Origin of the sequence: Paenibacillus sp. E222 (assembly GCF_013401555.1) — a bacterium.
GTDB lineage: Bacteria > Bacillota > Bacilli > Paenibacillales > Paenibacillaceae > Paenibacillus.
Genome location: NZ_CP058552.1, coordinates 7,282,221 through 7,306,225, shown reverse-complemented (window position 1 = coordinate 7,306,225; position 24,005 = coordinate 7,282,221). Strand labels below are relative to the sequence as shown.

Annotated in this window: 17 protein-coding genes; 11 read left to right on the top strand and 6 right to left on the bottom strand. The window is 48.1% G+C overall.

Going from position 1 to position 24,005, the window contains the following annotated elements:
- Positions 1-20: 20 nt before the first annotated feature.
- Positions 21-1,154 carry an alanine dehydrogenase gene (ald, locus tag HW560_RS32600; protein WP_090894001.1) on the bottom strand — a complete coding sequence of 378 codons (1,134 nt, stop codon included), beginning with the start codon at positions 1,152-1,154 and terminating at the stop codon, positions 21-23.
- Positions 1,155-1,344: 190 nt separating this feature from the next.
- On the opposite strand from ald, the gene HW560_RS32595 reads away from it, so the two are divergent.
- Positions 1,345-3,015, top strand: a complete 1,671-nt coding sequence (locus HW560_RS32595) for a PucR family transcriptional regulator (RefSeq protein WP_090894004.1) — start codon at positions 1,345-1,347, stop codon at positions 3,013-3,015.
- A gap of 54 nt (positions 3,016-3,069) precedes the next feature.
- On the opposite strand, the gene HW560_RS32590 is transcribed toward HW560_RS32595, so the two are convergent.
- Positions 3,070-3,354, bottom strand: coding sequence for a hypothetical protein (locus HW560_RS32590; RefSeq protein ID WP_179265616.1), 285 nt, complete (start codon positions 3,352-3,354; stop codon positions 3,070-3,072).
- Positions 3,355-3,698: 344 nt separating this feature from the next.
- Between HW560_RS32590 and HW560_RS32585 the strand changes: the two genes are divergently transcribed.
- Positions 3,699-5,768 (top strand): ATP-binding protein, encoded by a 2,070-nt coding sequence (locus HW560_RS32585; RefSeq protein WP_179265615.1) that lies wholly within the window; start codon positions 3,699-3,701, stop codon positions 5,766-5,768.
- A 279-nt stretch (positions 5,769-6,047) separates the two neighbouring features.
- On the opposite strand, the gene HW560_RS32580 is transcribed toward HW560_RS32585, so the two are convergent.
- Complete coding sequence (locus tag HW560_RS32580; protein ID WP_179265614.1) at positions 6,048-7,742, bottom strand: sigma-54 interaction domain-containing protein; 1,695 nt, start codon at positions 7,740-7,742, stop codon at positions 6,048-6,050.
- A gap of 456 nt (positions 7,743-8,198) precedes the next feature.
- Here HW560_RS32580 and HW560_RS32575 point away from each other — a divergent pair, with 456 nt between their 5' ends.
- From HW560_RS32575 to HW560_RS32565, 3 genes are read left to right on the top strand one after another with little or no spacing between them, the layout of a single operon-like run.
- Positions 8,199-9,611, top strand: coding sequence for a beta strand repeat-containing protein (locus HW560_RS32575; protein WP_179265613.1), 1,413 nt, complete (start codon positions 8,199-8,201; stop codon positions 9,609-9,611).
- Between the two features lie 58 nt (positions 9,612-9,669).
- Positions 9,670-10,026 (top strand): hypothetical protein, encoded by a 357-nt coding sequence (locus HW560_RS32570; protein WP_179265612.1) that lies wholly within the window; start codon positions 9,670-9,672, stop codon positions 10,024-10,026.
- 54 nt (positions 10,027-10,080) lie between these two features.
- Positions 10,081-11,880 (top strand): beta-propeller fold lactonase family protein, encoded by a 1,800-nt coding sequence (locus HW560_RS32565; protein WP_179265611.1) that lies wholly within the window; start codon positions 10,081-10,083, stop codon positions 11,878-11,880.
- 198 nt (positions 11,881-12,078) lie between these two features.
- Here HW560_RS32565 and HW560_RS32560 read toward each other — a convergent pair whose 3' ends face one another.
- Complete coding sequence (locus tag HW560_RS32560; protein WP_179265610.1) at positions 12,079-13,002, bottom strand: proline dehydrogenase family protein; 924 nt, start codon at positions 13,000-13,002, stop codon at positions 12,079-12,081.
- Positions 13,003-13,246: 244 nt separating this feature from the next.
- Between HW560_RS32560 and pruA the strand changes: the two genes are divergently transcribed.
- A complete protein-coding gene (pruA, locus tag HW560_RS32555; protein WP_179265609.1) occupies positions 13,247-14,794 on the top strand; it encodes an L-glutamate gamma-semialdehyde dehydrogenase in 1,548 nt (515 codons plus the stop codon).
- 121 nt (positions 14,795-14,915) lie between these two features.
- The gene (rpoN, locus tag HW560_RS32550; protein WP_179265608.1) at positions 14,916-16,223 is read left to right on the top strand and encodes an RNA polymerase factor sigma-54; all 1,308 of its coding nucleotides are present in this window, start codon (positions 14,916-14,918) and stop codon (positions 16,221-16,223) included.
- A 169-nt stretch (positions 16,224-16,392) separates the two neighbouring features.
- Here the strand turns inward: rpoN and HW560_RS32545 are convergent, their stop codons facing one another.
- Positions 16,393-17,823, bottom strand: a complete 1,431-nt coding sequence (locus tag HW560_RS32545) for an aspartate ammonia-lyase (RefSeq protein WP_090894016.1) — start codon at positions 17,821-17,823, stop codon at positions 16,393-16,395.
- Between the two features lie 322 nt (positions 17,824-18,145).
- Here HW560_RS32545 and HW560_RS32540 point away from each other — a divergent pair, with 322 nt between their 5' ends.
- From HW560_RS32540 to HW560_RS32530, 3 genes are all read left to right on the top strand, one after another.
- Entirely contained in the window at positions 18,146-19,423 is a 1,278-nt protein-coding gene (locus tag HW560_RS32540) for a methyl-accepting chemotaxis protein (protein ID WP_179265607.1), read from the top strand.
- A 168-nt stretch (positions 19,424-19,591) separates the two neighbouring features.
- Positions 19,592-20,437, top strand: a complete 846-nt coding sequence (locus tag HW560_RS32535) for a hypothetical protein (protein WP_179265606.1) — start codon at positions 19,592-19,594, stop codon at positions 20,435-20,437.
- Between the two features lie 277 nt (positions 20,438-20,714).
- On the top strand, positions 20,715-21,422 hold the full coding sequence (locus tag HW560_RS32530) for a stalk domain-containing protein (RefSeq protein WP_109997945.1): 708 nt from the start codon (positions 20,715-20,717) through the stop codon (positions 21,420-21,422).
- Positions 21,423-21,602: 180 nt separating this feature from the next.
- Here HW560_RS32530 and HW560_RS32525 read toward each other — a convergent pair whose 3' ends face one another.
- Positions 21,603-22,577: a ring-cleaving dioxygenase gene (locus tag HW560_RS32525; protein WP_090894027.1), complete on the bottom strand. Its 975-nt coding sequence runs from the start codon at positions 22,575-22,577 to the stop codon at positions 21,603-21,605.
- 227 nt (positions 22,578-22,804) lie between these two features.
- On the opposite strand from HW560_RS32525, the gene HW560_RS32520 reads away from it, so the two are divergent.
- Positions 22,805-23,566 carry a YwaF family protein gene (locus tag HW560_RS32520; RefSeq protein WP_179265605.1) on the top strand — a complete coding sequence of 254 codons (762 nt, stop codon included), beginning with the start codon at positions 22,805-22,807 and terminating at the stop codon, positions 23,564-23,566.
- Positions 23,567-24,005 lie beyond the last annotated feature (439 nt).

The following is a 24,005-nucleotide window of genomic DNA, read 5'->3' as shown; positions in this document are numbered from 1 at the left end:
GTGGAACGGTCATATCAAGATTACTGGACCGCGGCGGTATTCTCCAGCGCCTGTCCTGCGGGAACATAGTCATGCCCGAGATCCCGGGCAACCGCCTCATACGTGATATGTCCATTCAGCACGTTCACCGCGCTGCGAATGGACGAACTGCCGCGAATCGCGGCGGCTGCACCATGGTTCGCCAGCTGCAGCGCATAAGGCATGGTGGCGTTAGTCAGCGCCACCGTAGACGTGCGCGGCACCGCGCCTGGCATGTTCGCTACCGCGTAATGCACCACACCATGCTTCACATAGGTCGGTTCATCGTGGGTCGTGATATGATCAATGGTCTCCACAATTCCGCCCTGATCAATCGCCACATCCACAATGACCGAACCGGGTGCCATGGTGGTAACCATTTGCTCGCTGACAAGGGTTGGCGCTTTGGCGCCTGGAATCAGCACCGCACAGATCAGCAGGTCGGCAGCCGCAACAGCCGACGCAATATTGGATGGACTCGATACCAGCGTATGAATCTGGTTGCCAAAAATATCATCCAGCTGGCGCAGACGATTCAGATTCAAATCGAGGATGGTCACATCCGCACCCAGACCGATCGCGATTTTGGCGGCGTTCGTGCCCACCGTGCCGCCACCAATAACGACGACCTTGCCACGGCTTACGCCAGGTACGCCGGATAACAGAATGCCTTTGCCGCCCTCCGTTTTCTCCAGCAGCTGCGCTCCAATCTGAGCCGACATCCGTCCGGCAACTTCACTCATCGGGGTGAGCAGAGGCAGCGTACCGTTAACTTCGAGTGTCTCGTACGCAATGGCGGTCACCCGGCTTTCAATCAGTGCCTTTGCCAGTGCAGGTTCCGCTGCGAGGTGCAGGTAGGTGAAGAGAATCAAGCCAGGACGAAAATAGGCGTATTCGCTGGCAAGGGGTTCTTTGACCTTGATGATCATATCTGCCTCCGCCCACACAGTTGAAGCTGTATCCCGAAGCTCCGCTCCGGCCGATTGATATTCGTTGTCTGTGAATCCACTACCCAATCCTGCGCCACGTTCGATCATGACCTGATGTCCGGCTCTGACAAAATCAGCAGCTCCGGCTGGGGTCATTGCTACACGATTTTCATTGTTTTTGATTTCTTTCGGGATTCCGATTCTCATCGCCATGCACCTCGTCCATTTAATGGTTGTTAGCTTATACTACAAGTTTATGACCTGGAGCATCGTTTTGCACCTTACCTTATGTCTATGTTTTGCAAAAATGAATCAACATAATGTCGAGAAAAGACTATTCAGGACATTTGTCCATCGCTTATAATGTAAGAAAAAATGACACTATGAGGGATCGATATTGAGAAATGACCGCGTGTTTACGATAAAGGATATTCTGGCTCGCCCCGTCTTTGCCAAAGCCCGGCTTGCTGCGGGGAAAGAAGGAACATCACGTCAAGTTGGATGGGTTCATGTGCTGGAGATTACCAATGTCTCTCCCTTTGTAAGTCCCCATGATCTTATTTTATCCACTGGACTATGGCTTCAATCGGAAGAAGGGCGTGAAGAATATCTGCTCCAGTTAATCCGGAGCGAAGCGGCAGGGCTCTGCGTGGAGTTTGGCACAAGCATTCATGGCATTCCCGAAGAGTTGATTGAACTGGCTGACAGGCATCAATTCCCGCTTATCGTGTTTGAGCAACCGGTCCGTTTTGTTGAGATCACGCAGGATATCCACGCTTTGCTCATCAACCATCAACACCAGCTGCTGAAGAGCCTGGAAACCTATTCCCGTCAGCTTCAGCAGCGAACATTACAGAGTACAGACATGTCGGCTGTACTTAACCTTTTGCATGAATACGCGGCCAAGCCGGTTGTGTACATCTCGTCCATGGAACCGGGCAGTTTTGTGCCGGAACTGCCTTCGGACATACAGCAAGCAATCTACACATGGTACGAACAGGAGGTTGAGCATCTGGATCTTAATGATTCAGACACTGAGCTATGGTTCCATCTGGATGATGAACAGGTGTTACTGTGTCACCCGGTCGTATGTTTTGGTCAGGTTTTTTCTGCGGTAGGCATGGTTGTACATCCTTCAGCACCCGTCGAGTTTCTTAAACTGTTGCTCGATTATACGGCGAAGGCAGCGGCAGCGCTGACTCTGCGATCCCAGTTTCTGGAGGAGAAGATGGTACGCAACCAGAATGAGCTGATCCAGGATCTGATGAACGGCAACATTCTTCATGAGGAGCAGGCTCAGACCCGAATGGGTCTCCGTCTGTTGGTGAAGGGACAGTACTGGTTTGCCGGCGGAGTTATTGAGATGGAGCACCGTCTGAAAGGCATCGGCCGTGAGCGAATGGAAACCAACCATCAGGATATTCTGGTGCTGCTGCGTTCTTTACTCAAAAAGAACAATCTGGCCAGCCTCATCATGCTGAAAAATAATCAGGTATACGTATGCTGTGCCAAGGAAGAGAGCAAGACATCCACACGAAATCAACTGGTAAAATCACTTGAAGGCATTCTTGGTGATGTAAAGAGATTTGCGAGTCGCAACCTGAAGCAGGTCACGATCCATGCCGGATTTGGCAAGGTGCGTAACCGATTAACAGGGTTACCGGACAGTCTGCGGGAAGCGTATCAGGTTATCGAAGTTTCACGATCCGTAGATCAGCTGGAACATATTCATTTTTACGAACGTATGGGTATATATCAAATGCTAAAAGCATTGCCCCAATCGTTTCTACAGCCTTTTGTAAATGACCATCTGGGCGTCCTGATTGACTATGATCGGACACATCATCTAAGGCTGGTGGAGACCTTGGATGCCTTTCTGCAAAACTTCGGTTCCAAGCGGGATGCGGCTGCTCAATTGTTCATACATCGGCAAACTCTGTACAATAGATTGGAGAAGTTAGAAGAATTAATGGGACCTGATTTTATGGATCAGGAAAGAAGAATCTGCCTGGAGATGGCGCTGCTTGCTCATGCCATGATCGAGGAGGAACAGGATTTTTCGTCTTGATGGATCAGGCTGGAAGACAGTCCGGACTGTGCATCAATGGAAGATATGCACAGTCTAGCTATTTTTACTGATGCGACGGGCTTGTCGTAATTCTCTTGGTAATACGGTTGTGCCAGAATCCGAACGGCGGCCGCGAAACAGTTTGGGTTGTCCGGAGGAAGGTGCAAGGGATAACGAGGTGGGAGCGGCCAAGCGATATGGCGAAGAGCTGCGCTCCGGAAGAGTTTCCGTCTCCATCTTTTTGGATGAAACAACGCTTTGACGCAACCATTCATCAAGTCGTTCACGGTTGATTCCTAGTTGTCCGCTCAGATTACAGATATCGAGGTTTTTTTTCACACAAATCCGCCTTTCCTTGAATATCGGGCTGTATAGGTTCTGAAAGGGAAGCATGAAGTTCGAAAATAGGTGATGCTAATGGACTTCAGCGTTCTGCATCACATCCAATGCCCACTTGATTGGTGTGCTCGATTAGCGGAATGGCGATTATGTTAAACAGCGGAATGAAAGCTGTATGTACCCTGTGTTAAACGTTTACATATAGCTGTTTTATATATTTTACTATAATTTGGCTTTTATCTAGATTTTATCACTTCACATGTAACTGTGCGTCTCAATATAGTCTCAACTTGTGAGGAAATAAGATATATGGAAAGTACCAGTATCTAGTACGGAGGACACAGATGGAGAACAGTAGTGAGGTTCAATACGATAGCCACTATGGTCATGGAAAACGTTTTGTGGGTCGAGCCAAGGAACTGATGATGTTGGACCGATGGCTCGGCAATCCGGAAGCACCTTTAACCATTTTTTCAGTTACGGGCATGGGAGGCATCGGTAAATCTTCCTTGCTGTCCGAGATGTTGTCCGTTGCTCGAAACCAGGGAGCGACCGCAATATGGATGGATGGCAGATCCTGCGGCTCGACACCGTCAGTTTTTTTGGAGTATCTCTCCTCTACATTGGGACTTGAGACCATGGGGGGTGATGGTAACCCGCGGCCATTGAGCCTGCTGAATAAGCCTTCAGTACAGAGGCGGCTGGTCCTTGCTGTGGATAATTATGAAGAGCTGGCTCTTCTCGAAAGTTGGTTTATGGAAGTCTTCGTATCCAAGCTGCCTTTATATGGTGTACTTATCATTTTGGCCTCAAGGCCGGAGCTCGGTTCAGCGTGGCGGACACATCCAAGGTTGCGGCAGCGCCTCGTACAGATGCCTCTCCTACATTTTACGGGTGAAGAAGTGTCCGAATATATTGCGGTGGCAGGATCATTGAATAAGAACTTGGCCGGGACGATTGCGCGTATGACAGATGGACATCCGCTCGGGCTGGCGCTTGCTGTGGAGGCTGCGGATCAGCGCAGGCATGTTCCCTTTTCCGATTGGACCGAATTGTCACAAATGATTAGCGCCAGGCTGCTGCTTGAATTGACGCTACCCCGCCTGCACCCGATGGTTGAGGTATTAACGCTGCTGGAAACAGCGAATCAGGAATTGTTGGCCTCCGTGCTGCAAACAGAGGTGACGCTTGAGGAATATAACGTTCTGAGGCGTATGTCGTTCATTCGTTCCGGGCCCAATGGTCTGGCGCTGCATGATATGGCCAGATTACATCTGCTTCGGGATTTTCGCCAACGCGAACCACAGCGTCTGCAAGCCATGCGTGTGCGAATAGCAGGTCTGTTAAAGCCGCTCCATGAACAAGCGGGTCCGCATGAGAGACGCCAGATTACGAGGAAAATGCTCCTTTTGTGTCAGGAATCCATGCTCCAGCATCGGAAGTACGCTGATGTGTCGGCTGATTCACTGTTTTCTCCGCTGGAAGTGATGCGAGCGGAAGACTTGCCGGCATTGCACCAATTGCTTCAACAGTGGTGTGAATATAGCGTGGAGCCGTGGCAGGCGCCGTCTTATCCAGCTTTTTTAGACGAATTGGCACAGCGTTATCCTGAGGGAATTGTATTAATGCGTGACAAGGAGGGCGTTCCGATCGCGATGTTCATTACGGTACTCGTGCACCGGGAGAGTAGCGGGCTGTTGTGCAACTATTTTCCAGCCGAAATGCAGGAATGCTTCACACCGGAAGAGCTGGATTGCGATCCGGACCAGACGGATACTCACTTTGCGGTACTTGCTGCAGCAAGGGCTGATGTGCCAGGTTACAAACGTGAAGAACTTGTGGGTTATATGTCGCTGGATCGGCTGTCACTACTGGGAGAAGGGGCCAGGGTTATACTGGTCGCAACCAATCCTTATCTGAAGCTGTTTTTGCAGAGCATTGGTTTTCGGAGTAAAAGAGCGCGTACTCGTTTATGTGACCTTTATGAAGATCAGGCAGATGTACTGGATCTGGATTTGCGCAGTGGACAATTCGGGGATTGGGTGATGTCCCTCTTGGTTCCGGATACAAAGGGCAGTGGGGTACAGCAGGGGGCATCTGGAGTGAATCAGGTTCCCTGGTCCGAACAGGACGTGCGTAAAATGCTGACTTATCTGCACTCTCCCGGAGAATTGCATGAGTATGCTGCGCGAGTGAATGGCATGTCGGGTGGAATCCACCTACAGACGCATATCCTGGATTTGCTGGAGGGTCGGGTCCATGGTATCTCCCAGCAGGATCAGCTGCTGTTATATGCGGCCTATTGGACACATGCTGGCAATCCAACTGCCGCAGCGCAGGCATGCTCAATGAGCCGGGCCACATTCTATCGGCATCTGCGAGCCGCTTTGGTCCGATTGGCAAGAGTGCTATAGTGACAGAAAGCATAATGCGGGCTGACTGGAAATTTAATCATTGAAATAACCTAAAAAAACACACAGTAACTGGCCAATTGAGCCAGATCTGCGTGTTTTTTTTGATGGTGTCAATCTTAATCAGATGACTATGAGATACAAGGTTCATGAAGCTGATAAGTTAGTCAAAATGGAAGTATTAACGCTTCGTTTCCACTAACCAATCGGCCAGTTCTTCTATCTGGATGAGAATGGCTATGGGGTTCCGTCCGTACCAGAATATCGATAAGAAGAGGCTGGTCATAGACCGAGCCTCTTCATGCGGTTATAGAGCGTTGCTCTGGAGATGCCGAGCTGCCGGGCGAGTGTTCTTTTGTTGCCTCCGGCGGCTTTCAAATATTGCAGCAGCAGTTCCGACTCATAGGTGTCTAACTGCTCCTGATAGGATAGGGTCGAAGTATCCGTGGACTTCTCGTTTTCTCCTTCATGTATTGGAACAGATGGGCCCGTGCCACTTGGGAGAGGAGATGAGCCCGATTCCAGGCCAGGCTGTGGATGAAGCTGCTCCGTCTCGTGCAAAATGGATTGTGCCTGATCCATGGATGAAATGAAGGTGTCAGGGAGATATTCGGGCTTAACCTCGCCATCCGTGGTGAGAATGGTGATCCGTTCAATCACATTTCTTAATTCCCGTACGTTACCCGGCCAGTCATATTGGAATAACAGCTTGAACACCTCAGGAGGAACCAATTCAATATGACGATTATAGAGCAAGGAAAACTCTTGCAGGAATGTCTGTGTCAACTCGTAAATATCTTCCTTGCGCTTACGCAGAGGAGGGATGACGAGGTTAATGACATTCAGTCGATAGTAGAGATCCTCCCGGAATTGGTTGCGGGCGATCATGCCCAGCAGATTCTGATTGGTTGCGGCGATAATCCGGCAGCTGGCCTGTTTCATGCGTGTTCCACCGACAGGGAAGTAACTTTTCTCCTGCAATACACGCAATAGCTTCACCTGAAGCTCCAGTGGCATCTCACCTATTTCATCCAAAAAGAGCGTACCGCCTTCGGCTAGTTCAATTTTCCCTTTTTTTCCTTTGGGATCAGCCCCTGAAAATGCACCCTTCTCGTAGCCAAATAATTCACTCTCAAATAATGAACCAGGAATAGCTCCGCAGTTAATGGCAATAAACGGCGCTGTCTGCGGTTCACGCAGGTCGTGAATGGCTTTGGCGAATAACTCCTTGCCCGTTCCGCTCTCTCCAAGAATAAGCACGGTAGCTGAGGTGGTACTGATCTTGCGAATAGTCTCCAGACACTGGTTGATTACCGGGCTGCTGCCCTTGATTCTGGCAAACGGATCGGAATCCGGCCGCAGACGGGCAACGGCTTTCTCCAGATGCTGGACTTTGGAAGTCATATGTAATAACTCTTGATGCAGACGGATTTCGGTTGTTATATCCACTTCGGCGGCAACCGCGCCTACAATACGTCCATCGAGATGCACCGGACGTGCATTAATCAGGGCGAACAGATCGGGTCTTGGTTGGTGCTGCTTTCGATACACAGTTTCCCCTGTATATAACGTTTTGAGCGATTGAAGGCGATCCGGGGGAAAGAAATCCGCTGCCGGTTTGCCGATGATATCTTTTTTGTTAATGGAAAAAACATGCTCCGCACCCGATGTCCAGTAGGTTACCTTTGCTTCTTCATTAATCAACGTCAGAGCTGAGCCTGCTGTCTCCAGTGTTGTCTCGAAATAAGCCTCCATAAGCCGATGGGCATGCATCATTTCTTGCAGAACATCGGATACAGCAATATAGCCCAACGAAGGTCCATCATCCTGAATTAACAGATAAGGACTTGTATTGAACAGGGGGATGGCGTCGGCCAGTCCAGTGGTTGAAGGGATGCTGGGCATGGAGAGGCTTGAATCCAGGATACTCATATCTGTACGTAATAAGGACATCAAATCTGGAAGTAAATGTTTCATCGGTATCACCTCAGTTAGAGCATAACGTTCGGAAACTACACCAGTTACACGAGCTGCTTATAAGTGTTCTGCATATAAAATGATTGGGAGAATGATGGTTACCCATATTATAGCTTTCCAAATGAAGTGTGTATATATTTTTTGACATGAAGCATACATGCTATCGGCATAGAAGGGAGAAGTATTGATTGTTGATTTTTGTTATGCGCTTACAATTTTATGGTTTGGGAATAATTGTTGATTAAAATGGACGAATCAGGATTTCGGGTAAGGTATGAGTTATTAAAACTAACATTTGAAATGGTAAATTACACTGTTACCTCTTATCCCGATACCGGGCTGGTTAAGTGATTATTCATATAGAGCATGAATTGTCCACACCATTAAGAAACTTCTGAATAATGCTATACGAAGGCTCAATCCGTATGAAGAAGAATAAAAAAGGAGGCTGATGAAATGGCCATTCTATCAACCGGCCCCATTGAAAATAATATTTCAGGTGTAACCGGTACCCGCCCCACTCAATTCGTCACCGTCAAAATCGATAATCGGGATTCAATAGATGCATATAGCGTTCATCTTATGGGTTACTATCTCGATGGAGTCAGAACGTTATATGTGGAAGAAATGTTTAATGTGTTGCCCAATCAGGTCATAACCAAAGACTATAGCGCAAATTTTGATGCGTTCGAGTTTATATTTTCCACAGCAGACCTCGCTGCCCCGGAAGCGCAAATTTCCGTATGGGGCAAAGGCGCCGAAGGCGAGTTAGTCACGGCTCACCGATTGGTATCCCAAGAGTTGCTGGGTGAAGCCCTGAGCATAACAGGTGTAACCGGAGCGACAGGAGCCACAGGTGCGACAGGAGCCACAGGTGTAGGAGCAGGCTCAACCGGACCAACAGGCAGCACTGGGGTGACGGGAGCAACAGGCAGCACTGGAGTGACGGGAGCAACAGGCAGCACTGGAGTGACGGGAGCAACAGGCAGCACTGGAGTGACGGGAGCAATAGGCAGCACTGGGGTGACGGGAGCAACAGGCAGCACTGGGGTGACGGGAGCAACAGGCAGCACTGGAGTGACGGGAGCAACAGGCAGCACTGGAGTGACGGGAGCAACAGGCAGCACTGGAGTGACGGGAGCAACAGGCAGCACTGGAGTGACGGGAGCAACAGGCAGCACTGGAGTGACGGGAGCAACAGGCAGCACTGGAGTGATGGGAGCAACAGGCAGCACTGGAGTGACGGGAGCAACAGGCAGCACTGGAGTGACGGGAGCAACAGGCAGCACTGGAGTGACGGGAGCAACAGGCAGCACTGGAGTGACGGGAGCAACAGGCAGCACTGGAGTGATGGGAGCAACAGGCAGCACTGGAGTGACGGGAGCAACAGGCAGCACTGGAGTGACGGGAGTCACAGGCAGCACTGGAGTGACGGGAGCCACAGGTTCTACAGGCCAAGGTTTGGCATCGTATGGCTATATCTTTAACACCTCAGCTCAGTCTGTAGCTACCGAGACGGATATAACCTTCGATAGCAACGAAAACCTTACCAACATTACTCATACACCTGGCACGGCTGAAATTAATATTGGTAATGCTGGGGACTATGCGGTGTTCTTTATCATTGCAGGTGTTCAGGCAAACCAATTTACCCTTTATCAAAACGGAGCCCCTGTCGGTGGCAGTGTCTATGGTTCAGGAGCTGGTACTCAACCGAATCCAGGAATGATTATTATTACCGCTGTTCCTGGTGATGTGATAACTTTACGAAATCATTCCAGTGCATCGGCTGTTGATCTGCAAACACTAGCAGGCGGATCACAGATCAATGCGAATGCTTCCATTCTCATCCAACAATTGAGCAGCTAACTAAAGCTGTGAGCTCTGATGCAGAATGGGGAATAGGCTGCCTGAAGGAGGGGATTGTATGACTGTTCTATCAACCGGACCCATTGACAATAGTCCAGTTCTTGGTGTGAATCCTTCGAGTTTTGTGACGGTGAGGATTGTGAACACGGATGTGGTCAATAGTTCAACTCTTCAGATTTTCGGTTATATCTTGAACGGGGAAAGAACGTTGTATGTCAGTGAGTTGATCGAAGTTTCTCCTAACCAGGTACTCACTAGGGATTATAGTACAAACTTTGTTGCTTACGAGTTCGTATTCACGATCAGTGGTCCAGCTGTGAATGAGACCGAGGTTTCCGTGTGGGGAAAGACATCTTCGGGTGAGCTGGTAGACGCGCACCGATTAGTATCTGCCGAACAGTTAGGCTCGGGATGATATTTAGTAGGTAACATAAGGAAATTAAGTCATAATAAAAAGGAGGTTGATTAAATGGCCATTTTATCAACTGGACCCATTGAAAATAATATTTCAGGTGTAACGGGTACACGTCCCACTCAACTTGTCACCATTAAAATTGATAACCGAAATTCGACTGATGTGTTTAATGTACTTCTTTTGGGTTACTTCTTGGATGGAATTAGAACGTTATATGTGGAAGAACTGTTTAATGTGCTGCCTAATCAGGTTGTAACCAAAGACTATGCGGCCAATTTTGATGCGTTCGAGTATGTATTTTCAACCGCAGACACAGCTGCTCCGGAAGCGCAAATTTCAGTCTGGGGCAAAGATGCCGAAGGTGAGTTGGTGGCGGCTCATCGGTTGGTGTCACAGGAGTTGTTGGGTGAATCACTGGGTATAACAGGTGTTACCGGAGCCATGGGAGCAACCGGAGCTACTGGAGTTACTGGAGTAACAGGTGCAACGGGCGGTACTGGAGTTACCGGAGCAACAGGAGTTACCGGAGCAACAGGAGTTACGGGAGCTACTGGAGTTACTGGAGCAACAGGATTCACGGGCGGTACTGGAGTTACTGGAGCAACAGGTGTAACGGGAGCCACAGGAGCCACGGGAGGTACTGGAGTTACCGGAGCAACAGGTGTAACGGGAGCCACAGGAGTTACCGGAGTAACGGGAGCTACTGGGGTTACTGGAGAAACAGGAGCCACGGGCGGTACTGGAGTTACTGGAGCAACAGGAGTCACGGGCGGTACTGGAGTTACCGGAGCAACAGGAGTCACGGGCGGTACTGGAGTTACCGGAGCAACAGGAGTTACGGGAGCTACTGGAGTTACTGGAGCAACAGGATTCACGGGCGGTACTGGAGTTACTGGAGCCACAGGAGTTACTGGAGTAACGGGAGCCACAGGAGCCACCGGTGTTACAGGTGCAACTGGTATACCAACTTCGGTGAATTTAATTTACGTAGCTAGTTCTGGAGGTAATAATGTCAGTGTTATTAACGGAGATACTAATGCTATCATAACCACGATCCCTGTTGGCAATGAGCCTCAGTTTATAGCAGTGAACTCAAACACCAGCCTGATTTATGTGACTAATTTTAGTGACGATACGGTTTCTGTCATTGACGGTAATACGAACATCGTCGTTGCAACCATTCCAGTGGGTGTTCAGCCAGAGGGCATTGGTGTGAATCTGAATACCAACCTCATCTATGTAAATAATTTCAGCGACAACACGGTTTCCGTCATTAACGGAAATACGAATACAGTCACGGCTACCATTCCAGTGGGAACGGAACCATTTGGTGTAGGGGTGAATCCGATCACCAACCTCATTTATGTGACTAATGTGGGGGACGGAACCGTTTCTGTCATTAATGGAAGTACCAATACCGTCGTAGATACGATTAATGTAGGTGCAGAGCCGTTGGGAGTAGCAGTAAATCCAATAAATAACCGGATATATGTGGCAAATAACGGTGATAACGAGGTCTCGGTTATTAGTGGATTTTCCAATACTGTTATAGCTACGATTCCGGTGGGAACAGGGCCGTTTGGAGTAGGGCTGAATACAAACACCAACCTTGTCTACGTGTCAAACAACAGCAGTAATACGGTTTCTGTCATTGACGGAAGTGGCAATACTGTCGTTACTACCATTCTGGTGGGAACTGCACCATCCGGTGTAGGCGTGAACCCTTTAACCAATGGAGTTTACGTCGCGATAGATACGGGGAGCACAGTCTCTGTAATTGATGGAAATAGCAATACCGTTACAGCCACCATTACAGTAAGCACGGGGCCATTGGGTATAGGAATAAATCCTTAATGAACGTGTCCAGAAAAGTAGACATTTCAATTTAGGGATGCTCATTTTTTAGACATTGGTGAATGGTAATGAGATAGGTCCATCTCTCTGGCCTGCTGTGTAGCTGTTTGGTAACCAAAAAACCATGTTGCCTCAAAAAAGGCAGCATGGTTTTTTATTCTTCTTGCTGTACCTTACAAGTGTTAATCCAGGCAACAATTATCTGAACATGTTTTTGACCACCATCCAGAGATTTGCGGGTTTCTCGGCCAGACGGCGGGTGTAGTACGGGTACCACATCGTTCCATAGGGCACGTAACAACGAATGCGGTAACCTTCTCTGGCCAGGCGTTCCTGTTCGCCCATACGCAAGCCGTACAACATTTGAAATTCAAACGCATCCGGGGAAATTCCCCGATCCTTCGCGTATTGCTTGGTCCAGGCAATGATATGGTCATCATGTGAAGCAACCGCTGTGTATACGCCTTGATCGAGATGGCTGCGAATCATCGTTTTGAATTGATCAATCACTTCTGAAGTGTTCTGAAAAGCAACGGATGCAGGTTCCTTGTAAGCACCTTTGACCAGACGCAGCCGGATTCCTTCCCGAATCATATCACGTGTATCTTCCACGGTACGATGCAAGTAGGCTTGCAGTACCGTACCTGTATTATCCAGTCCTTCCGAATGTAAACGGCGCACAATATCCAAAGTCGCTTGGGTAAACGGACTGTCCTCCATATCGATCCGCACAAACAGATCATGCAGCTTCGCTTGGGTGGCAACCGCACGTATATTTCGATAACCTTCCTCAGGGTCCAGCGCGAGTCCCATTTGGGTTGGTTTTAGCGAGACATTGGAGTCCGCATTCTGACGGGCAATGCCTTCCACCAGACGTATATACTCATCCCGATACAGCCCAGCTTCTCTTAAATGGGTAATGCCCTCGCCGAGATGATCCAGTGTAGCCATAATGCCTTTGTTGTTGAGTACGCGAATCTCTTCGAGAGCCTCTTCCAGTGTGTTGCCTGCGATAAACTTGCCAGCCAGCTTTTTGCCGTATTTGATGGAGAGATTCTCCACAGCTTTATTACCTGCGACGGTCAGCAGCGTTTTACGGTACATTTCCGTTCCGATACTCATCGGGGTTCCTCCTTATGGATCATGTTTCTTTATAACAAAGTGATCAAGCAATAATCATGCCAAGATTGTTCTGCATAGAAGATAACGGGCGGTTATTTTGAAGAAAAACATTTATTTATAAAAATATTCCTTCATCAACCGGAGTTGGCACGGATCTTGCTACATATATTGGGTGATGAGTAAAAATGCATGGCAACTCAGGCAAACAGCCAGCGAACCCCCACATCTGAAGGAGGAAATCATTATGAATATCCCTTTTGTTAACGAACCATTCACATCCTTTGCAGTCCCGGCCAACCGGGAAGCTTTTGAAAACGCACTTCGCAAGGTGGAGGCTGAACTTGGCCAGGAATACTCTATTATTATCGGTGGGCAAAAAATAACGAGCGCCCGCACGTTATCCTCCGTGAATCCTGCGTACAAAAATCAGATCGTCGGAAAGATCTATCAGGCCGATCAAGAGCTTGCCGAGCAGGCCATCCAGACGGCTGCGGAAACATTCCGCACCTGGAAGCATACGGACCCGAATGAACGTGCCCGTTATTTGTACAAAGCGGCGGCGCTCATGCGTCGTCGTAAGCATGAATTTTCGGCATGGATGGTATACGAAGCAGGCAAAACATGGCCAGAAGCGGATGCAGACACAGCCGAAGCTATTGATTTTATGGAGTTTTATGCCCGTGAGATGCAGCGTCTGAGTGAACCACAGCCGCTCACACGAATTGCAGGCGAAGATAATGAATTGAGTTATATTCCGCTTGGTGTGGGTGTTGTCATTCCACCATGGAACTTCCCACTCGCGATTATGGCAGGCATGACTTCTGCTGCATTGGTATCCGGCAACACCGTTGTATTGAAGCCAGCCAGTACAACACCGGTTATTGCCGCTAAATTTATGGAGCTGCTTGCAGAAGTGGGTGTGCCGGATGGCGTAGTGAACTATTTGCCAGGACCGGGCAGTGAGGTTGGCGATTATCTGGTGGACCATGCGCTCACCCGCTTTATCAGCTTCACAGGCTCCAGAGACGTCGGTCTGCGGATCAATGAGCGTGCAGCACGCACCGCGCCGGGACAGAAATGGATTAAACGAGTGATTGCCGAAATGGGCGGCAAGGATTCAATTGTTGTAGATAACGACAGTGATCTGGAATTGGCTGCGGAATCCATCACAGCTTCAGCATTTGGTTTCTCGGGACAGAAGTGCTCCGCGTGTTCCCGCGCGATTATTCATAAAGATGTATATGACGAGGTCTTGCAAAAAGTGATTGAACGGACCAAGCTGCTGAGCATGGGCAGTCCGCTTGAAGTCGGAAACCAGGTAGGTCCGGTTATCGATGACAAGGCGTATGCCAAGATCACAGAATATATTGAAATAGGCAAGGGGGAAGGACGCCTTGTACTCGGTGGTAGTACAGGGAACGAGGCAGGTTATTTCATTGAACCGACCATTATTGCCGATGTCGACCCGCAAGCACGGATTTCACAGGAAGAGATTTTTGGACCGGTGTTGGCCTTTATCAAGGCAGAATCCTTCGAGGATGCGCTGGATATTGCCAATAATACCGACTATGGACTGACCGGTGCGGTGATCTCTCGCAATCGCGAACATCTGGAACAAGCCAGAAGGGAATTTTTTGCGGGGAATCTATACTTTAACCGTAAATGCACAGGTGCACTGGTGGGTACACATCCATTTGGCGGATTTAATATGTCGGGAACGGATTCGAAGGCAGGAGGAAGAGACTACTTGCTGCTTTTCACCCAGGCGAAGTTGGTATCGGAGAAATATTAAGTTGAAAAATTGGGTTTGGGCCCGCTGACAATCGCTTGGTGTATATGCTATCATTTCCTGAAAATAGTCTTTGTTCGTCAGTATACTGTAGTAGCTTGAGCAGCGCTTAGGGGGGAGACGGATGTTAGGATTTCAGTTGGTGCAAGAGGGGCGTATTCGATTATCCATTACGCCGGAGATGAAGCAATCCATTCATCTGCTGACCTTGTCGGGTCAGGAATTGGCTCGTTATTTGCAGGAGGCGGCGGATGAAAATCCGGTGCTTGAGCTAGAAGAGGCCTCTGCCCTGCGCACCCGTCTTCCCCGACGTCTGAATCGGGAGAGATTCTCCTCTTATGATCCGCTGTTACAGATGAAAGGGGCCGAACCTACACTTGAACATCTGTTGATATCTCAGCTGCGGTTGCAGAATCTTCCGCCAGCAATGGAGTCAACAGCTATTTATTTGGCTGGTTGCGTCAACGAGGATGGCTATCAGACGATGGAATTGACGGATGTTGTATCGGCGAGGGGAGTATCGATGCCTGAGGCTGAGGCAGCTCTGCACATTCTCCAGTCGCTGGACCCCGCAGGTGTGGGCGCACGAAATTTGCGTGAATGCTTGTTGCTTCAGATCGGGCGTGACCCATTCGCTAACCAGCATGCGGAGCAAATGGTGGAGCACGGTCTGGAGGAATTGGTTCGTTTCCATCCAGGAAGAGTGGGAACAAGATTGGGGATTTCGTCGCAGCAGGCTCAGGCAGCCTATGATTATATTGCTTGTCTGGACCCGAAACCTTGCCGATCCATCGGGTGTACGGAACATGCACATTATATTATTCCGGATGCCGTTGTTCAGATAAGGAATGATGAGGTGTCTCTACGTTTAAACTCAGCGGGGGTGCCGCGGGTATCGCTGAACGAAGCTTGCTGCCGCTGGATCAGAGAGATCGATGCAGACGAGGTCTGGTCAGGCCGGGCAGCAGAGGCGAGAGCGATCATTCGCAGCGTGCGCATGCGTCGCCGAACTCTGATGCGGGTCATGGCGGCGATCATGAGTGAACAGATATCTTTTCTGCGTGAAGGACCTGCCGGTTTGAAGCCGCTCAATCTGGCGGTGATTGCCGAGGCTGTCGGCATGCATGAGTCGACGGTGAGCCGTGCGGTCAATGGCAAATATGTTCAGACACCGCACGGTGTGTTTGAACTCAAGGCTTTTTTTGCAACAGGAATTGAAACAACGAATGGAGAAATGGCCTCTGCACCGGCGGTGAAGCTCAGATTGAGAGAGCTGATTCGTTCTGAACGGGCGGAACGCCCCTACTCGGATAGCCAACTCACGACATTACTCGCGAATGAAGGCATCGTTATCTCCCGCAGAACGGTGGCGAAATACAGGGAAGAGCTTCAAATTCTACCTTCACTTGAGCGTAAACGCTGGGGAAAATAATTCTATGGTTCAGTAACAACAAAACATAACCGAGAAACAAGTAACCCCCGCGAGCCGTGGTAACGGTCTGCGGGGGTTACTTGTTCCGATTTAACAGCGATTGAAAGGTTGTTTTCGGTCATCGGAGTTTCATTGTATATATTCATTAGTAGAGCTCAAAAACAGCTTACTACCGTTCCATATTGTGCAGGAAGTGCTCACCTGCAATACCAGGAGTAGTCATCTGCTCCGGATGCAAAATTTCTTCCAATTCTTCCGGTGTCAGCAGACCCCGCTCAAGAATGATCTCCTGCAAGGTGTTTCCAGTCTTCAACGCTTCCTTCACAATGGAGGCTGCCACGTCATAGCCCAGATGTGGATTGAGCGCTGTAATTACACTAAAGCTCTGCTTCATGATCAATGCACAACGCTCACGGTTTGCTTCCATTTCTTCAACAGCATAACGAGTAAAGACGTCGATACCATTATTCATGATTTTCAGCGATTGCAGCAAGTTGAACGCAATAACGGGACCCATGACGTTCAATTCGAATTGACCCGCTTCACAGGCCATACAGATCGTATGGTCATTGCCCATCACCTGGAAGGACACCTGATTGATCACTTCCGCCATAACCGGGTTCACTTTACCTGGCATAATGGACGAACCTGGCTGACGCGGTGGAAGACGCAGCTCATTGAATCCTGCGCGTGGGCCGGAAGCCATCATGCGAATATCGTTACAGATTTTGGATAGACTGACAGCACATACTTTCAGTGCAGCCGACAGTTCCAGATAGGCATCCGTATTCTGTGTCGCATCCACAAGATCCTCGGCCGTCTGCAAATTCAATCCGGTCACATCGGACAGATGCTCCGTGACCTTGATGATGTATTCCGGTTTCGCGTTGAGACCTGTACCTACAGCCGTCGCACCCAAGTTAATGGTGAGCAGGCGACGATTTGCGAACTCAAGACGCTCGATATCACGTCCGATAACACGTGCATAGGCTCCGAACTCTTGTCCAAGGCGAATAGGCACAGCATCCTGAAGATGTGTCCGACCTACTTTGACTACATCGTCAAATTCCTGTTCTTTTTTGCGGAACGCATCCTGCAGACGCTTCATCGTATCCAGCAACGTTTCAGACAACCGATACGCAGCAATGCGCAGTGCAGTTGGGATTACGTCATTGGTGGATTGGGACATGTTTACATGGTTATTCGGGTTACAGTGGAAATAGTCACCCTTGTTCTGCAATAACAGTTCCAGTCCGCGATTGGCCAGAATTTCGTTCATATTCATATTCATGGAGGTGCCTGCACCGCCCTGAATGGAGTCAACAATAAAATGATCCAGATGATGGCCTTTCATCATTTCTTCAGCAGCCATGACGATGACATCGCCAATTTTGCGTGGCAGCATCTTCAGCTCCATATTCGTGATTGCCGCAGCCTTTTTCACCGCAGCCAGAGCTGTAATTAGCTCCCGGTGTACCGGAACGCCGGTAATCGGGAAGTTCTCCACAGCCCGAACCGTCTGTATTCCATAATAAGCATAAGCAGGAATTTCTTTTTCTCCAATAAAATCTTTCTCCGTCCTTGTGGACATTGTAGACATTTCGTTCGCCTCCAGTGGCATCCAAAAATAGGTCAGCTCCGGCAATGCCGAAGCGCACTCAGTATATCATTTAAGCAAAATGGATGCCAAGCTAAATCATTTCACCCTTTTTACCGATAAATAATTTAAATTAAGGATATCACCTTGGCAGATTAAAGGTTTAGTCAGTCAAAACTCGTCTTTTCAATTATGCTCAACTTAGAGGAGAAGTCATGCATGAAGAATAAGATGCGTGGTGGATTTGTCGTTTTCAGTGATCTAAATCACATGTTATTTGGTTATCTACTGGTAAAATAGGAAAAAAGGACTATGAGGTGTGAATATGAAATGGACTTTAGGCGCAAAAACCGTCGCAGGTTTGGTACTGATTTCTCTAATTACGTACGGAACTAGCGGCTTTTTTATATTTTTTCTTCAGGACTGGCTCTCGTTCTCCATGCCAAGCTGGTTATATATCTCTATCGTACTCATTATGGGTGTATGCTGGAACGCGATTCTGGGCTGGTTTGCCTCCCGTTGGTTGACTCGTCCAATTGTGCATTTGTCCCGTGCTGCACAACAAGTTTCGTCGGGGGATTTGACGGCCGAGATTCCAGCGCGACGTACACAGGATGAAATTACTGTATTATATGATGCTTTTCGCGTAATGGTTTTCAATCTGAGAAGTATTGTAAACGATATTACAGATAGTACACGCACAACCTCGCAGAATGCCCAGTCACTTAGTGAAGCAATTGCCCAGGCAGCAGAGCAGATCGAAATGATGTCTGATGCGGTGGATCATATTGCTGTGGGTGTGGAAGAGCAGAAGACGACTTCACATCAGTCGCTGATTACAGCCGATGAGATGTTGAACGATTTTCAGCGTATGCACAGTCAGTCGATCGGTATGACAGAGATGTCCGGTCAGATGGAACGTTCGGTAGATCATACGAAGCAGACCTTCTCTTCTTTGATGAAAGGAATGGACGAGCTGACGGAATCCCACAACCGTTCCCGGGACATCATGGTGCTGCTCGAGAAGGAAGCCTCGGATATTGAAGCCATCACTCAGTCTGTCAAAAACATTGCAGAGGAAACAGGGCTGCTTGCCCTGAATGCTTCCATTGAGGCTGCGCGTGCGGGAGAAGAGGGTGCAGGCTTTGCTGTCGTGGCTCAGCAGATTCGTAAGCTGGCAGATGAGAGTAAACAATCGGTGCATCGGATTAATGAGCTGATCAGTCGTGTTCAGCAGCGTATCAAGGATACAGCCCAACTGATCCATGAACAGCATGGCCTCGTAGTGAACGAGTCGGAGCGTACGATCTCTGTTGATCAGACGTTGCAGGAGCTTACAGGTACGGTAGAAGTGTTTATGAAGGGTGCTTATGAAATCGGATCCAAAATTGGGGAACAGACCAGTCGCGTGGAACAGACGCATGGTCATGTGAAAAAGATCCAAGGAAAAGCCGGATCATTCTCAGATGAGGCGAGACGGATTATGGATGCGGCACATGAAGAGACTGCAATCATGCAGGAGATTTCATCCTCAGCTGAAGAACTGAGACAATTAACAGATCGGTTAATGGACAAAACGAAAGCATTTCGGATGCAGCCTTGAGCTGTTTCCGGGGTGTTTTTTTGCTTATTATGGTTAAAGCCGAACATTCTTTCGCAAAAACTGAAATATGTAAAGATTTTTTTATGAAACATTAACAAATTCGCAACGCTTGGGCGATAAATGAAGATATAATGGTAGTATTACACAACAGATAAGGAGCCCAGCATATTGAAAACTTGGACAGGTATCCTGCTGATGATTATTTTGGCGGTAGCTACGATTAGTACAACTTCGTCTGCCAGAACCATGAATGAATCGCAAAAACAGCTTAACATAGATGATCAATCCAGCCAGACCTCAGCGGTCGTGGCTTCCAATATAGAAACAATGAATGAAGCAGCTTTTACAACCAAAGAAGCAACCTCCATCAAGGAGGACTACATCTCAGTTGCTCCCGAAAATGAGAACGTAAGACTGTACCCTATGAAAGTGGAGGGTTCAGGATATATATATAACGGAATGGTGCTGGAAGTGGACGGTAAGACACAAGAATTTAGTGATTGGAAGGGAGAAGGCGGGTCTTACAAACCCGAAGTGCACGAACTGGATCTGAATGGAGATGGCCAGAAAGAGATCGTTGTTTTGTATACGGAAGGTCATGGAACAGGTATTTATTTGGGACAAGCCCGTATCATTAATCCGATAACGCTGGAAGAGATGAAGATGCAATCTCTGGATGAGATTGTGAAGCAGCATGTGGAGTCAAAGGTTACGGTTGGATCAGACCGTGTAGATGTTGATGTTGCCGTTGATGGAGTTCAAGCAGAACCTTCACGGATCGAAGGAGACACGAGTGGCGGCTTGTATAACAAAGAGTTGGGATTCGGTGGAGTAACGTATTACAGCGTGGAGGATGGCCAACTTGTCGTATCAGCAGCAGGATCTTACGGTGCAGCTTTATATGCTGGTGATCTGACATTCGCTTATGTGTATCAAGATGGCGAGTGGAAAGCTGCAAATTTGAAATACAGCATGGAAGTGTATGAAGAAGAATATTATGAATCTTTTGATTGATAGGGTCGTGTAGACATCTGGTGGGACGAAGGTTGGCAGTTCTCGTGGTGAAAGAGAAGTTCTGCCAGATAAGGATGTACAAAGAATATCTTCCTTTCTGCCTTATCGGGCAGTAGGAAACAGGACGAGGCTGAAAAAAATCGGGACATTCAGCCTTGTTTTGTGCTGCCTACAGATAGGAACAATGTACTAAAAATGCAGTAAACAATTGACATTATCACTTTAGTCGTTTAAATGTATAAAGGACAAATTATTTTAACGTTCAGGAGGGATTTTGATGAAGAAGAAGGTTGTACTGGGTTTGATGGTAGGCACATTAACGCTTGGGATCGGGACAGGTGCACTTGCAGCAACAGGGTTGGAACAGATTAAAGCCTATCTAAACAGCAAGATTACGCTAAAACTGGATGGTGCCACGGTGACAGCCAAAGATGCCAATGGTAAAACGGTGTTGCCTATTACGTATAACGGAACAACTTATTTGCCTGTTCGTGCTGTGGGATCCTTGCTTGGAACAGAGATCACGTATGACAGTGCAACTTCATCCGTCCTCATTGGCGGAACGAATGGATCTGCGCCTGTAACTAACGGAAAAGTAACGCTGAGTGCACTTGGAACATCCGTACTTGGATCTACCGCATGGCACACCAAAGATCCTAAGGATACCACATATAAAGGCAAGGATTACAAGGATGTTTATCTGCATAATGATCCTTCAAAACAGGGGGACGACATCCAGATTAATACGGGTAAAAAATATTCTTCTTTGCACCTGGAACTTGCCGCGCTAACAGGAAATCAGGAGATTCATATCTATGATCAGGATCTCGCGACACTCAAAAAGTTCAATATCACTCCAGAAAGCGGTATGATGAGTATAGATGTGGACGTTAAAGGTACAGACGCTGTCTATGTCGAGATTGTGTCAGAAGATCCAGGTTCGGCTCTGTTTGTACCGCTGACAACATCGTATCTGACGAAGTAAAACACAATTTGCAGGTTTGCCACCTTACAGAAGGGGCAAGGCAAGCCTAAACATAAAAAAACGATGATTCACCAGGGATTCCTGAACCGTATCCGGTATTCAGAGTTGCCTGGTGAACATCGTTTTTATTTTTGTTTTGAATTGAAATCTTTTTGCTGAATTACACGCCAGTTACGAATATTAGCGGATCACGGTATCCAGTGGTTTCAGGTTCGCTTCAATCTCAGCGCGGCGACCTTCGAGGAATGGAGGCAAGGCAAGCGATTCTCCCAGATGCTCCATTTCTTCGTCTGTATCAAATCCCGGACCATCCGTTGCAAGCTCAAACAGAATACCGTTCGCTTCACGGAAATACAGGGAGCGGAAGTAGAAGCGATCTACAAAACCAGAGTTAGGGAATCGGAAGTTATGAACCCGTTCCACCCATTGTTTCAGTTCTTCCTCATTATCCACGCGGAACGCAACATGGTGTACGCTGCCACGTCCAGGACGTTCTTGGGCAAGGTCATTTCGTTCCTCAACATGCACCTCGGAGCCACTTCCACCTTCACCAGATTCGAAGACGAGAACATCAGGCTGCCCGGGAGTAAAGGCAGGGTAACTTCCTTTCGCTCTGAAACCAAGCAGTTCGGTAAGAACCGGAGCGGTAAGGGAAGCATCTCTTACCGTAAGATGGATGGGACCAAGACCTACAATGCCATATTCGGCAGGCACCGGGCTCTGATCCCATGGTTTACCCCCAGCGACACCTGCATTGTTTTCATCCGAGACCAGAATCAGACGTTGTCCTTCAAAATCTGTGAACGAGAGCGTGGCACGACCACCCCGTTCAACGATCTCTCCATGTGGGACTTCGAATTCGTCAAAACGCTGCTGCCAGTACGTAAGTGCAGCATCACTTGGAACACGCAGTGACGTTGCGGAGATGCTGTTTACGCCTTCACGAGTCTGTCCGGCCATCGGAATCTCGAAGAAGGTAAGTTCAGTACCCGGATTGCCTTTTTCATCGCCGTAGAAGAGGTGGTAAACGGACACGTCATCCTGGTTGACTGTTTTTTTGATCAGGCGCAATCCCATGACGTTGGTGTAGAAACGATAGTTCTGATCGGCATGTGCTGTTAGAGCGGATACGTGGTGAAGTCCTTTGATTTGCATTATAAATTCCTCCTGATGGTTAAATTATTTCTTATAGTATTTCCGTAAAGAAAGTTACTAACTTTTAGTTTGTTTTGTTGTTGGATTTATCTTAACATAAAGATATTTAAAATACAATCCTATTTTAGAATTCCATCTGGACAGTCTGTTCATTCAATGCCAAAATGAAAAAGTTAACATTAAAGAGATATATTGTGTTTGTGTAATGAGAAGGAGGGAAGAGGCGTATGGCTTATCCCCAGTGGCTAGACCCTTATGATGCAAAACCGTTTATACTGTTTTCCACTTCGCACCTATGGGCGATTAGCCTTATTGCTGGAATAATTATATTGATGTTCCTGTTTCGAAATTTGCTGCGGTCCTGGGCACCGAACACACGCCGTACCTTTCGGATCGTTCTGGCATGTGTCATGTTCGGCTGTGAGATTGTGCTTCAGCTCTGGTATATATATGGGGATGTGTGGAGTCTGCAAACTTCATTGCCACTGGAGCTATGCAGTCTGTCACTATTGTTATCGGCGCTGCTATTGTTGACACGCAGCCGACTGCTGCATTCTGCATTGCTGTTCGCAGGAATAGCAGGAGCCTTGATGGCAATCGTAACGCCTAATCTCGGTTATGCTTATGCACATTTTCGGTTCATTCAATTTTTTACTGCTCACGCTTGTATTATTCTGGCGTTGCTCTATATGACTTGGGTGGAGCAGCTTCGTCCAAGCTGGAGATCTGTGTTGGGTTCGATGATGTTCGTGAATGTGGCTGCGTTGGTCGTATACGGTGTGGATGTCGTGCTTGACGCCAATTATATGTTCCTGAGACACAAACCGGATACGCCTTCAGTGCTCGATATGTTGGGTCCCTATCCCTTGTACATTCTTGGGGAAGAGGTGTTGGCAGTAGCGATGTTCTCTCTGATGTACGTCCTGCTATTTGCGATTCCGGAGCGGTTGAATAATCGAGTGAAAAGAGGAAAGAGTTCAGCGCTCTAGGTATGTCTTCAAACTCAGACAAGCTATACAATGATGGAGGTCAGGTTCCAAAAAGTCTTGAAGTCGGGGCTGGCTGATTCTCACCGAATGGCCAGATGATTTTCTAAGGAACACAGGGCGTCTTATTTGGCCTTTAGGCTCTCTTTTTAAATTGTAAAGAACATCAGACACGTTATTTCCCAAAATCTCTTGGCAAAAACGCTGCAACCGGCTTTTTATTCTGATATAACGTGTCTTAAGTTTCTTAGATTTCTGCGGACGCTTCAAATCCTTGAATAAGACGCCTCAGATTCGTTAGCGTTTGCTCGTTCATGATGAAGGGCGCATGCTCGAACATTCAAAATACAGCTCACTTGCGTACGCTGGACACGCTCGGGAACGCTTCTCTATTCAACAGATTTGAAGACAAGCCCTGGTTAACAATTCATTCAAAACCAGG

What these genes read in the sequence shown, in the direction of transcription:
- ald (WP_090894001.1), bottom strand. Translation starts at nt 1,154, where the DNA reads ATGAGAATCGGAATCCCGAAAGAAATCAAAAACAATGAAAATCGTGTA.
- HW560_RS32585 (WP_179265615.1), top strand. Translation starts at nt 3,699, where the DNA reads ATGGAGAACAGTAGTGAGGTTCAATACGATAGCCACTATGGTCATGGA.
- HW560_RS32580 (WP_179265614.1), bottom strand. Translation starts at nt 7,742, where the DNA reads ATGAAACATTTACTTCCAGATTTGATGTCCTTATTACGTACAGATATG.
- HW560_RS32575 (WP_179265613.1), top strand. Translation starts at nt 8,199, where the DNA reads ATGGCCATTCTATCAACCGGCCCCATTGAAAATAATATTTCAGGTGTA.
- HW560_RS32570 (WP_179265612.1), top strand. Translation starts at nt 9,670, where the DNA reads ATGACTGTTCTATCAACCGGACCCATTGACAATAGTCCAGTTCTTGGT.
- HW560_RS32565 (WP_179265611.1), top strand. Translation starts at nt 10,081, where the DNA reads ATGGCCATTTTATCAACTGGACCCATTGAAAATAATATTTCAGGTGTA.
- HW560_RS32560 (WP_179265610.1), bottom strand. Translation starts at nt 13,002, where the DNA reads ATGAGTATCGGAACGGAAATGTACCGTAAAACGCTGCTGACCGTCGCA.
- pruA (WP_179265609.1), top strand. Translation starts at nt 13,247, where the DNA reads ATGAATATCCCTTTTGTTAACGAACCATTCACATCCTTTGCAGTCCCG.
- rpoN (WP_179265608.1), top strand. Translation starts at nt 14,916, where the DNA reads ATGTTAGGATTTCAGTTGGTGCAAGAGGGGCGTATTCGATTATCCATT.
- HW560_RS32545 (WP_090894016.1), bottom strand. Translation starts at nt 17,823, where the DNA reads ATGTCTACAATGTCCACAAGGACGGAGAAAGATTTTATTGGAGAAAAA.
- HW560_RS32540 (WP_179265607.1), top strand. Translation starts at nt 18,146, where the DNA reads ATGAAATGGACTTTAGGCGCAAAAACCGTCGCAGGTTTGGTACTGATT.
- HW560_RS32530 (WP_109997945.1), top strand. Translation starts at nt 20,715, where the DNA reads ATGAAGAAGAAGGTTGTACTGGGTTTGATGGTAGGCACATTAACGCTT.
- HW560_RS32525 (WP_090894027.1), bottom strand. Translation starts at nt 22,577, where the DNA reads ATGCAAATCAAAGGACTTCACCACGTATCCGCTCTAACAGCACATGCC.
- HW560_RS32520 (WP_179265605.1), top strand. Translation starts at nt 22,805, where the DNA reads ATGGCTTATCCCCAGTGGCTAGACCCTTATGATGCAAAACCGTTTATA.